The following is an 11,976-nucleotide window of genomic DNA, read 5'->3' on the forward strand; positions in this document are numbered from 1 at the left end:
CGTTATCACAAGCCGCCATTCCCGAAAAAGCCACTTTAGTATGACTTTACGTCCTTACACGTCTCTGGCCCCTGGTCTCCTGCTTCTTGCTGGTTTAGGAGCCTGCACTGGCCTGGAGCACGAAAGTAGTCCGAAAACAGCAGCTGCGCCCCCATCAACCCTTGTAGACCCCTTCATAGGCACAGGCGGCCACGGCCACACCTATCCCGGTGCCGTGCTTCCCTTTGGCATGGTACAGCTCAGCCCCGACAATGGCACCCAGGGCTGGGACTGGTCCTCGGGCTACCACTATTCGGATAGCCTGATTGCCGGCTTTAGCCATACCCATCTGAGCGGTACGGGCATTGGCGATCTGTATGATATATCGCTAATGCCCTATTATGCGGCTGATCTGCAGCAGGGGGAGCGCCAGCGTTTTCAGCATGGGCGGGAAGCGGCCAGCCCGGGCTTGTACCGGGTACAGCTGGACAATGGCATTGAGGTTGCTCTGACCGCTACCCGGCGCGTAGGCCTGCATCAGTATCGCTTTCCGGAAGATTCTGCCAAAACCCTTGCCATTGATCTGGGCTTTCACATCAACTGGGATGCACCTACGGATACCTATATCCGCGTGGTGAACGATACGCTGCTTACTGGCTACCGCAAGTCGACCGGATGGGCCAAAGATCAATGGGTGTTCTTTGCTGCTCACTTCTCCCAGCCCCTGAGCAGCCACCGCCTGCAGCAGGAGGGGAGTGCCGCCAGCACAGGTGAAGCAAGGGGGCAAAAGGTAAGAGCACTGCTGCAGTTTGGGGCCGGTCCGGAGCCCTTGCTGATCAAAGTAGGTATTTCCAGCGCCAGCGAAGCGGGTGCCCTGGCCAACATACAGCAGGAAGCCCCGGGCTGGAATTTTCAGCAATGGGTGCAGCAGGCGCATGAGTCTTGGAATGCGGAGCTGGGTAAGATTCAGGCCCGCCTGATCAGTCCTGCCCTCGATACGGTCTTCTATACGGCCCTATACCATACCGCCCTGGCGCCCTCTCTGTTTTCCGATGTAAAAGGGCAATACAAGGGGGCCAATCACCAGCTCCAAACCACCGAAGGCTTTGAGCGCTACAGCGTATTTTCCCTCTGGGATACCTTCCGGGCTGCCCATCCGCTCTATACCATAACCCAGGGCGAACGGCTCAATGATTTCTTCAGCTCGCTGATGGCGTTTTATCACGAGTATGAGTTGCTGCCGGTCTGGGCACTGGCGGGCAATGAAACCAATACCATGACAGGCTATCATGCAGTGCCGGTACTTGCCGAAGCCCTGCTGAAAGGCCACCTGCAAGGCAGGGAAGAAGAAGTCTATCAGGCAATGCTGGCCAGTGCGGAGCAGAACATCCGCGGCACCGATCTTTACCGCCAGTGGGGCTATATTCCGGCCGATAAAGACGGCTGGTCGGTCACCAAAACCCTGGAATATGCCTTTGATGACTGGGCAATTGCCCAGGTGGCTAAAAAACTGGGTAAGCAGCAGGATTATGAAACGTTCATGAAACGCTCTGCTTCTTATAAACCCCTTTTCGATAGGGAAACCCTTTTCATGAGGGGCAAGAACAGCGACGGCAGCTGGGTGAGCCCCTTCGACCCTTTTCATTCCGAACATGGCTTCGAGGGCATGTACATAGAAGGCACTGCCTGGCAGCACAGCTGGTTTGTGCCCCATGATGTACAGGGTCTTATCTCCCTCTTTGGCTCTCCGGCCCGTTTTGAGCAACATCTGGACTCTACCTTTCAGGTAACTTCGCAGATGACGGGCGATAATGTTTCCATTGACATTACGGGCCTTATTGGCCAGTATGCCCACGGCAACGAGCCCAGCCATCACATCGCCTACCTGTATAATTATGTGGGGAAAGCCTGGAAAACACAGGCGCGGGTGCGCAACATCATGGAGAACATGTACACTACCGGGCCGGAAGGCCTGGCCGGTAATGACGATTGCGGCCAGATGTCGGCCTGGTACGTGTTTAGTGCCCTGGGCTTTTACCCGGTAAATCCGGTAGACGGCCACTATGTACTGGGCAGTCCGCTGGTACGCGAAGCACAGCTGCAGCTTCCGGAGGGAAAAAGCTTTCGCATTACGGCAGAAAACAACAGCAGCAGCCATGTGTATGTACAGGATGTGTTCCTGAACGGAAAGCGGCTGGAGCGCTCCTACATTACCCACGAAGAGATCATGCAAGGGGGAGCCCTGCGCTTTGTCATGGGCCTGGAACCAAACAAATCCTGGGCCAGTGAGCGGGCACACTTTCCACCCTCGGGAACGAACTGATACCGCAGCCTGGGCTGACCGGGCTTACCTTTCCACCCAAACGCCAGATCCGCTATGAAACACATCTGCTTGATTATACTTCTGGTGCAAAGTTTTATTCTTGCCGGTGCCTGCAGCGCTCAGACCCCCTCTAGCCTTGGCTATGATACTACGTATTCATCTTCCTATTACGAACAGAAAGTTTCCCTCTTCCGGCTGCTGCCCGACAGCCCGGGGGAAATCATTTTTCTGGGCAACAGCCTTACCGACATTGCCGAATGGGCAGAACTCTGGCAAAACCCCCTGGTAAAGAACAGGGGCATCTCTTCTGACATTACCTTTGGCGTGCTCAACCGACTGGACGAAGTGACGGCCTCCGGCCCGGCCAAACTGTTTCTGATGATCGGCATCAACGACATTGCCCGGGGAATACCCGACGCGGTCATTGTTGCCAACCTGCAAAAGATCATCCTGCAGGTTCGCCGGCAATCGCCTCGTACGCAGCTCTATCTGCAAAGCCTGCTGCCCACCAACAACCACTTTAGCGAATACAAAGGCTATCAGAACAAAGAAACGCACATTCTGGCGGTTAATGCCGAACTGCAGCGCCTTGCCCGCATCCATGGGGCCACCTACATTAACCTGCATGCGGTATTTTCCGATGCGGATGGCCGGCTCGACAGCCGCTACACCAATGACGGCCTGCACCTGAACGGCCGGGGGTACCTGCGCTGGAAAGAAGCGCTGATGCAGCTGAACCATTGTTGCCCCTAACCCCCTGAGCTTTTTAATTTTTTTACCAACTACAACCAACTCGTATGAAAAACATCCAACGAATTAGCCGCGCAGGCATGGCCGGTATCGTGCTTTGCCTGGGCATGGCCTGTACAGAAGCCCCCTTTGCTCCGGAAGCCCTTTCGGCACCCGAGGCAGCGGCGGCCAGCTCTCCTATTGTGCAGTCCCATTTTACGGCGGGAACGCTTGGGAGCAGCAGTAAAGTGGCAGACAACAGCCTGCACAAGCCAACGACCTACATTGGCGGAAACCCCATTTGGGTAAGCAACAATCCCGAAATCTTCCAGGGCGAGGGCTGGCTGATGAACAATGCCGGCAAGGCTTGTTCTGGCAGAACGTCTGCGGCCTTCCCCCTTTCAGGCACCTTCAACCTTTATCTGTTTCATATAAATCAAACAGGCAGAACGGCCTATTTGCATGTGCTGGTTTCCAACCCTAATCCCTCAACTGCCATCACGGTACAGTCCAAAGGATCGATCCATACCAATAGTAGTTATCCCTTAACAGGGGCAGGGACCGGGCCCAGCTTTAAGGTTGCAGAAAACTGGATGAATACCAGTGGCTTTAACCAAAATACGGCCGCTGCCAGTATAGATCCGTATAAGGTTCGGGAAATTGCCAGGGTGCCCATGAACAGCGCCAACATGATAGATGGGCTGCTGGAGGTAACTACCAGTGGAAATGCGTATGTATACACGGTCATTACTTATGATGGTGCTACCAGCAGGGCCATAAACCTCTCACAATCCACCTGTGCCCCTGGAGACTACAGAACAGAATCTACCAATACCTACGGCCGTGAGGCAGGCGTATACCGCTATTCCAAGCTGTATGCCAGAATAGATGCAACCATTCCCAGTTATGCAGCCTATGCCGGCTTTTGCCTGAATACAACGGCAAAATTCAACAGTAACCTGGCTGAGCAGACCTCCGATGCCCTAATGACGCTGGCGGGTTCTTCTTCACGCACCTATGGCAATTACGGGCACCTGATCGAATACGGCATCAATCTGAAGAACGAGTATGCTACGGGTAAGTATGTAAAAATTTCAATGGCCTCCAATGCCTACGATCCGGCAAAGAACAATGCTACCTTCAATGGGCCGGTTGATTTTGTAGGAAGCCGAAAAACAGTTTACCTCCAGCTTAATGCCCCCAAGCAAGATCTCGGGACGGTGTTTGTACCCGCCAATACTACAAAGGGCTATGCCTTTAAACTGTATGTGCCCGGGCTTATTACTACCAATTCACAGCTTATTCTGCAGGTATTGTAAAGTAGGGGCATTCGCAGAGGCCATAAATAGGGGTGCTGGTTTATCCAACACCCCTATTTATGGCCTCTGCGCGTGGTATGGGATGTAGCGGGCGGCTCAGGCAATTTCCAGCAGGCGGTCCCGCACCAGCAGGCAGGCGCCGATCACCCCGGCACTGTTGCCCAGCTTGGAGATCTTCAGCTGGGTATCGTTATTCACCAGGCTCAGCGAGTATTTATTTACGGCACTTTTAATGGGCAGCCGGATATACTCCTGGGTTTGAGAAAGGCTGCCGCCCAGGATCACCAGCTCGGGGTTAAAGATGTTGATGAGGAGGGCTATGGCCCGGCCCAGCTTTTCGCCGATCTCTGCCAGCAGTTCAATGGAAAGTACATCGTCCTTCTGGGCCGCTTCGATAATGTCTTCCAGCTTGATGTCCTGGGGCGATAGCTTTGCCAGGCTAAGCAGGCTGGAGGAGCCCTGTAGCAGGCGCTCCCGGAACATGTTGACCAGGGCCCAGCCGGCCGCCTCCGTTTCCAGGCAGCCCTTCTTGCCACACTGGCAGATGATCTCGTTCTGGAACAGGGGGATGTGCCCCACCTCCCCTGAATAACCGGATTTGCCATACGAAAGCTGCCCATTGATCATGATGCCCATGCCAATGCCATAGTCAATGTTCAGGAATAGCACATCTTTTTCATCACCTACAATACCGGAGCTGAACTCGCCATACGCCATGGCGCGGGAGTCGTTTTCCAGAAATACCCGGATGCCCACGCTGGCCTCGATCACCTTGCTCAAGGGGTCTTCATGAAAATGAAAAAACTATAGCTATAGCCGGTGGTGTGGTTGATGCGGCCGGAGAGGTTGATGCCAATGCCCAGGATCTTCTCTTTGGGAATACCAAACTCCTTGATAAAGTGGTTGATCAGCCGGCAAAGCTCATCGAGCGATTCTTTGTCATTCCGCAGCTCGTAGGGGTGTCGCTCCACAAGGCGCACCAGGTTTTTTTGAAAATCGGTCAGGCCAATGTTGATGTGCTGCTGCTTTACGTCAATGCCCAGAAAGAAGCCGGAATCCGGGCGCAGGCCATACAGATTGGGCCGCCGCCCGCCCGAAGAGCCTTCCTTGCCCTGTTCCTGTACCAGGCCATCCTGCATAAGCTCATTTAGCAGGCTGTTAACCTTGGGCGGGCTTAGGTTCAGCTCCTTGCAAAATTCGGCAATGGTGGCATTTCCTACATTGGCAAAATAGGATAACACTCTTTTTTTGAGGTTTACATTTTTGTAGGCAACACCGGTAGCACTTTCGTTGCTAAGCTCTTCAAAAAACGTTCTGGTCATTTCCAATGGCTAAAACTTTTGGGCATAGGCTCCGGTCACTAGCTAACACGCTGTGACGCTGGGATTCTGATATAATATACAAAGAAATATTGACTTAATAAATAATTTTAAAAAGACTTTCACCTTTTATGATATTTTACTAGATTGGTTGTAAATCAAATGAAATATAATGAATTATAAGGGCTTGTTTTCGATATGGCTTGGTCTGGCGGGCATTTTTTGTGTTTTGCCGGCACAGGCACAGGTCCTGAAAACAGATCTCCTTATCATAGGGGGTGGGGCCAGCGGCACTACGGCCGGCATACAGGCGGCCCGTATGGGGGTGCAGGTGCTTCTTGTGGAAGAGACCCCCTGGCTTGGCGGTATGCTCACTGCGGCAGGCGTTTCGGCCATCGATGGCAACCACCAGATGCCTTCCGGCCTGTGGGGAGAATTTCGTCAGAAGCTGTATGCCCACTATGGCGGCCCGGCAGCGGTAGAGACTGGCTGGGTAAGCAACACCCTATTTGAGCCCTCGGTGGGCAACCGCCTCTGGAAAGAGCTTGCCACCCTGCCCGGACTGCAAATACGCTATAATACCCGCTGGAGTGCGATCGAGAAAATGGCAAACGGCAGCTGGCGGGTAACTCTGCTGGAAGGCAGAAAGAGAAGGATCATAGAAGCCAGGCTGCTGCTGGATGCAAGCGAGCTTGGCGATGTGGCTGCCGCTGCCGGGGCGGCCTACCGCATTGGGATGGATAGCCGGGAAAGTACCGGCGAACAGCTGGCGCCCCTGCAGGCCAATGATATTATCCAGGACCTTACCTATGTGGTGGTACTAAAAGATTATGGCCCTGGGGTCAATAAAACCATTGCCAAGCCAAAGGGCTATAATCCCGAAGAATTTCGCTGTGCCTGCCAGCCGTCGGCAGCCAAAAAGCCTTCTGATGATTGCCTGCAGATGATGCAGTACGGCCGCTTGCCCAATCAAAAATACATGATCAACTGGCCCCGCTGCGGCAACGACTACTACCTGAATCTCATTGAAAAAACGCCCTCCCAGCGGCAGGCGCTTCTGGAAGAAGCTAAGCAGCATTCCCTGCGCTTTGTCTATTACCTGCAGCAGGAGCTGGGCTTTCAGCACCTGGGCCTGGCAGACGACGAATTTCCTACCCGCGATAAACTCCCCATGATTCCCTATCATCGGGAATCCAGACGGATAGAGGGTCTGGCCACACTGACTGCTACGCATGTGGCCGACCCCTATTCACAAAAAGAAGCGCTCTACCGCACGGGGGTTGCTGTGGGGGATTATCCCATCGATCACCACCACGACAAAAACCCGGATGCGCCGGACATTGATTTCATCAATTTTAAAGTGCCTTCCTACAACATCCCCCTCGGTGCGCTGATTCCCAAGGGGGTCGAGGGCCTTATCGTGGCCGAAAAAAGCATCAGTGTCACCAACATAGTAAATGGTGCCAGCCGCCTGCAGCCGGTGGTAATGGGCATAGGGCAGGCCGCCGGAGCCCTGGCAGCCCTGAGCCTGCAAAAGCAGGTACAGCCCGCCCAGGTACCCATCCGGGAGGTTCAGCAAGCCCTGCTGGAGGCCGGAGCCTACATTATGCCCTTTATTGATGTTAAACCGCAAGATCCGCATTTTGCCGCCCTGCAGCGCATTGGCGCAACCGGTATCCTGAAAGGAACCGGTATTTCCTATAAATGGGCCAACCAAACCTGGATGTATCCCAGCTATCCCATCAGCGAATGGGAACTGATCCAGGGGATGCAGGACTATTATCCTGCCCTGGCCGGGCGGGCAGCCTCCGGCGCTCAGCTAAGCCTGGGCTATCTGGCAGAAGTCTTTAAACTAGTAAAGCCCTCCCTGCAGGAGCAAGAACTGGCGGAAGCCTGGCAACAGCTGGGCTTTTCGGAAGCAGCAGCAAAGGAGCCGCTGCTCAACCGCCGGCAGGCAGCCGTACTGATCGACCGCATCCTGAATCCTTTTGCCTTAGCGGTGGATCATCAGGGCCAGCGTCTGAACAACAGCAGTCCCTGAGCGTGGGGGCAAATCCCCTTTTTTGGAAATACAATGCGGAGGTCGCAGCCTGACTGTGACCCCTGCTAACCCTAACCCGTATACCAGGCCCTACGCGATGCCGTTACACCTACTCGACATTAGCATTATTCTCGCCTACATCGTGGGCATTCTCTTTCTGGGCTTTTATATCTCTAAAAAAGCTTCCAAAGACCTGCAGTCCTATTTTCTGGGGGGCAACAAGCTGCCCTGGTACTACCTGGGCCTGAGCAATGCTTCGGGGATGTTTGATATCTCAGGCACTATGTGGACGGTAAGCATCCTGTTTATCTACGGGCTTAAAAGTGCCTGGATTCCCTGGCTGTGGCCCGTCTGGAACCAGGTATTCATCTTTGTTTTTCTGGCCATCTGGCTTCGCCGTTCCAATGCTATGACAGGCGCCCAGTGGATCACCTTCCGCTTTGGGGAGGGCCAGGGGGCCCGGCTGGCGCACATTATCATAGTCGTATTTGCCGTGGTAAGCGTTATAGGCTTTATCGCCTACTTTTTTGAAGGCATCGGCAAGTACTGCGCCGCTATTCTTCCATGGGATCTGGGCATGGCCATCGGGCCCTGGTACCTTACCTCCGAACGAAGTTATGCCCTGATCATCTGCCTGCTTACCACCCTTTATACCGTAAAGGGGGGAATGTATAGTGTGGTGGCTACAGAAGTACTGCAGTTTCTGATCATGACCATTTCATGCTTTGTGGTAGGCTATATTGCTTATACCTCCGTTACGGCCGAGCAGATCAGTGCTGCCGTTCCCCCGGGCTGGAAAGATCTATTCTTTGGCTGGGAGCTGAATCTGGACTGGACCAATACGGCCCTTCCGGCGGTAAACGATAAGATTGCGGAAGACGGTTTCGGCATGTTTGGCCTGCTGTTCATGATGATGCTTTTTAAGGGGGTCTTTGCTTCCATCGCCGGGCCGGTACCCAGTTACGACATGCAGCGGGTGCTCTCTGCCCGCACCCCTTCCGAGGCTGCCAAGATGAGCTTTACCACCATCTGGGTTATGTACATACCCCGCTACCTGATGGTGGCGGGCTTTGCCGTACTGGCGCTGGTTTACCTGAGCCCGGTATTGGAGGAAATGGGGCCCGGGATTGATTTTGAAAAAATCCTGCCCCTGGCCATTAGCCGCTTTGTGCCGCCGGGCTTTCAGGGCCTGCTGCTGGCCGGTTTTCTGGCCGCCTTTATGGGTACCTTTTCAGCTTTTGTGAATGCCGCTCCTGCTTATGTCGTTAACGATATCTACAAGAAATACATCAACCCCCATGCCTCGGATAAGAAGTATGTGCGCCTGAGCATCCTGTCATCGGTCATGCTGGTGGTGGTGGGCATCATTTTCGGGTTCAATGCCGCTTCGCTTAACCGCCTGACACTCTGGATCACCGCCGCCCTTTACGGGGGCTATGTATCGGCCAACATGCTGAAATGGGTATGGTGGCGCTTTTCCGGCTATGGGTATTTCTGGGGCATGCTGCTGGGCCTGCTCGCCTCTACAGTAAAGCTCTTTGTGTTTCCCGAAATTGTCGATATCTATATCTTCCCCGTCATCTTCGGCTTTTCGCTGCTGGGCTGCCTGATCGGTACTTATAGCAAGCCGCTGGAAAACAGGGAGGCCATTAAAGAATACTACAAGAAAACACGCCCCTGGGGCTTTTGGGGCCCGATAAAGCGGGAGGTGATGGCCGAGGATCCAGCATTTCAACCCAATACCCATCTGCGCCGGGATAGTCTTAACATTCTGGCCGGTATTGTCTGGCAGCTCTCTCAGGTGGTGATTCCCATCTATTTCATGATCCGGGAAAATGACCAGTTGCTGACGTGGGTACTGGTGCTGATCCTGACCAGCTGGTGGCTGAAAAAGAACTGGTGGGACCACCTGCACGAAGCCGATGAGGAAACTGTCAAAAGCAGTCCCGCCCCTGCCGCTGGCATAGTCCGAAACGTGCCGGCCGGCTAGCGTTTTGTGCTAACCCCTTTTGATCAACAACGACTCTTCTTCCCAACTCAGACGATAGCAGTAAATGAAAATAACGGGAACCTTTATCGATGAAATCTCACATGACATTCCGCACCAGAACTGGGGCCGGGAGGAGTGGGACCGCGATTTTGGCTACATGAAAGCCATCGGCATCGATACGGTAATTCTGATCCGCAGCGGCTACCGGCGCTTTATCACCTATCCTTCGGCCTACCTCCAAGGGGTGCTGGGCTGTTACAGCCCCCCTGTAGACCTGCTGGAACAATTTCTGGAGCTGGCCGACAAGCACGCCCTGCAGTTTTACTTTGGCCTGTACGATAGCGGCCAGTACTGGGATACGGGCAATATGCAGCACGAGATCGATGCCAACCGCTATGTGATTGACGAGGTTTGGCAGCGCTATGGCCATTATAAAAGCTTTGCCGGCTGGTACCTGAGCATGGAGATCAGCCGCAAAACCAAAGGAGCTACAGCGGCCTTTCATATCCTGGGGAAGCAGTGCAAAGAAATAAGTGGCGGTCTGCCCACCTTTATCTCGCCCTGGATCGATGGTAAAAAGGCCGTACTGGCATCCTCCTCTCAGCTATCCAAAACAGACGCCATATCGCTGCAGGAGCACGAAGCTGAATGGGGCGAAATCTTCTCCGGTATACAAGGGGCGGTTGATGCGGTGGCCTTTCAGGATGGGCACATCGATTACCACGAACTGCCGGCCTTTTTTGAGGTAAACAAAAAGCTGGCCGATCGCTTCGGGCTGCAGTGCTGGACCAATGCCGAGAGCTTTGACCGCGACATGCCCATAAGGTTTCTACCTATAAAATTCGAAAAACTGCGCTTAAAGCTGGAGGCTGCCCGCCTGGCCGGCTATGATAAAGCCATCACTTTCGAATTCTCACACTTTATGAGCCCGCAGTCAGCCTACCTGCAGGCGGGCCATCTGTACAATCGCTATAAAGAATACATAGAACGCTTAGGTTGATATGAAAGACTATACAGAGCTGTATAAGCAGGAATTGTTGCAGCACGTTGTGCCCTTCTGGCTCAAGCACTCCAAAGACGAAAGCTGCGGAGGCTACTTTACCTGCCTGGACCGCTGGGGGAATGTATTCGATACCGATAAATTTGTATGGCTGCAGGGAAGGGAGCTATGGCTTTTTTCGATGCTCTGTGATAAGGTAGAGCGCAGGCAGGAGTGGCTGCAAATGGCCGGGCATGGGGCGAAATTCCTGAAAAAGTGGGGCCGGGACGAGCAGGGTAACTGGTACTTTTCCCTAACCCGCTCTGGAAAGCCGCTGCTGCAGCCTTACAACATTTTTTCAGATTGCTTTGCCGCCATGGGCTTTGGCACCTACTACAAAGTAAATCCGCAGGAAGAGTGGGCGCAGATCGCCCGCGATACCTTTTCCAACATTCTGATGCGCCGCCAAAACCCCAAAGGGAGCTATAGCAAGCTTTATCCCGGCACGCGCGATCTGAAGAATTTCTCCCTGCCCATGATATTGTGCAATCTTTCTCTGGAGCTGGAGCATCTGCTGGACAAAGAAACGATTGATTCCCTGGTTGAAGAAGTGATCCATGAGGTAATGGAGGTGTTTTACCAGCCCGAAACCGGCCTGATCCTGGAAAATGTGTATTCCGACGGCAGCTTTTCCGATTCATTTGAAGGCCGCCTCATCAATCCCGGCCATGGCCTGGAAGCCATGTGGTTTATCATGGATCTGGGAGTGCGCCGCAACGATGCTGCCCTTATCAGCAAAGCAGTGCATATTGCCCTGCGCATCGTGGAGTGGGGCTGGGATACTGAATTTGGAGGATTGTTTTATTTCAGGGATATAAAGGGCCACCCCCCACAACAGCTGGAGTGGGATCAGAAATTATGGTGGGTGCACCTGGAAACCCTGGTGTGTCTGGCAAAAGCCTATGAACTTACCGGCAATGAAAACGCCCAGATGTGGTTCCGGAAGGTCCATGACTGGAGTTGGAACCATTTCCGCGATAGCCAGTACGATGAATGGTTTGGGTACTTAAACAGACGCGGTGAAGTCCTGCTACCCCTGAAAGGGGGTAAGTGGAAAGGATGCTTTCATGTGCCAAGAGCCATGTTCCAGGTCTGGAAAACACTGGAAAAGCTTCCCCAGGCGCTGGAAACGAAGTAAGCACAGCACAACAACGATAGTACGTACCACTAGATCCAAACTCTATGCCCCGCCTAAACCTACTGGAAGAAACCCGCTTTGAGAAACTGCCCGTAACGG

Annotated in this window: 9 protein-coding genes; 7 read left to right on the plus strand and 2 right to left on the minus strand. The window is 53.6% G+C overall.

Going from position 1 to position 11,976, the window contains the following annotated elements; translation table 11 throughout:
• Window positions 1-40: 40 nt before the first annotated feature.
• From ADICEAN_RS11155 to ADICEAN_RS11165, 3 genes are read left to right on the plus strand one after another with little or no spacing between them, the layout of a single operon-like run.
• The gene (locus ADICEAN_RS11155; RefSeq protein WP_009195703.1) at window positions 41-2,302 is read left to right on the plus strand and encodes a GH92 family glycosyl hydrolase; all 2,262 of its coding nucleotides are present in this window, start codon (window positions 41-43) and stop codon (window positions 2,300-2,302) included.
• A 54-nt stretch (window positions 2,303-2,356) separates the two neighbouring features.
• A complete protein-coding gene (locus ADICEAN_RS11160; RefSeq protein ID WP_009195704.1) occupies window positions 2,357-3,055 on the plus strand; it encodes a GDSL-type esterase/lipase family protein in 699 nt (232 codons plus the stop codon).
• Window positions 3,056-3,099: 44 nt separating this feature from the next.
• Window positions 3,100-4,350: a DUF3370 family protein gene (locus tag ADICEAN_RS11165; RefSeq protein WP_009195705.1), complete on the plus strand. Its 1,251-nt coding sequence runs from the start codon at window positions 3,100-3,102 to the stop codon at window positions 4,348-4,350.
• A 96-nt stretch (window positions 4,351-4,446) separates the two neighbouring features.
• Here ADICEAN_RS11165 and ADICEAN_RS23245 read toward each other — a convergent pair whose 3' ends face one another.
• Both ADICEAN_RS23245 and ADICEAN_RS23250 read right to left on the minus strand, forming a co-directional pair.
• Window positions 4,447-5,121 (minus strand): ROK family protein, encoded by a 675-nt coding sequence (locus tag ADICEAN_RS23245; RefSeq protein ID WP_236612902.1) that lies wholly within the window; start codon window positions 5,119-5,121, stop codon window positions 4,447-4,449.
• A gap of 5 nt (window positions 5,122-5,126) precedes the next feature.
• On the minus strand, window positions 5,127-5,672 hold the full coding sequence (locus ADICEAN_RS23250) for an ROK family transcriptional regulator (protein WP_009195707.1): 546 nt from the start codon (window positions 5,670-5,672) through the stop codon (window positions 5,127-5,129).
• 226 nt (window positions 5,673-5,898) lie between these two features.
• Here ADICEAN_RS23250 and ADICEAN_RS11175 point away from each other — a divergent pair, with 226 nt between their 5' ends.
• From ADICEAN_RS11175 to ADICEAN_RS11190, 4 genes are all read left to right on the plus strand, one after another.
• Window positions 5,899-7,710 carry an FAD-dependent oxidoreductase gene (locus tag ADICEAN_RS11175; RefSeq protein WP_236612901.1) on the plus strand — a complete coding sequence of 604 codons (1,812 nt, stop codon included), beginning with the start codon at window positions 5,899-5,901 and terminating at the stop codon, window positions 7,708-7,710.
• A gap of 97 nt (window positions 7,711-7,807) precedes the next feature.
• Window positions 7,808-9,700 carry a sodium:solute symporter family protein gene (locus ADICEAN_RS11180; RefSeq protein WP_009195709.1) on the plus strand — a complete coding sequence of 631 codons (1,893 nt, stop codon included), beginning with the start codon at window positions 7,808-7,810 and terminating at the stop codon, window positions 9,698-9,700.
• A 64-nt stretch (window positions 9,701-9,764) separates the two neighbouring features.
• Window positions 9,765-10,700, plus strand: coding sequence for a DUF4434 domain-containing protein (locus tag ADICEAN_RS11185; protein WP_009195710.1), 936 nt, complete (start codon window positions 9,765-9,767; stop codon window positions 10,698-10,700).
• A 1-nt stretch (window position 10,701) separates the two neighbouring features.
• Window positions 10,702-11,877 (plus strand): AGE family epimerase/isomerase, encoded by a 1,176-nt coding sequence (locus tag ADICEAN_RS11190; RefSeq protein ID WP_009195711.1) that lies wholly within the window; start codon window positions 10,702-10,704, stop codon window positions 11,875-11,877.
• Window positions 11,878-11,976: the final 99 nt, after the last annotated feature.

This window comes from Cesiribacter andamanensis AMV16 (assembly GCF_000348925.1).
GTDB classification, from domain to species: domain Bacteria; phylum Bacteroidota; class Bacteroidia; order Cytophagales; family Cyclobacteriaceae; genus Cesiribacter; species Cesiribacter andamanensis.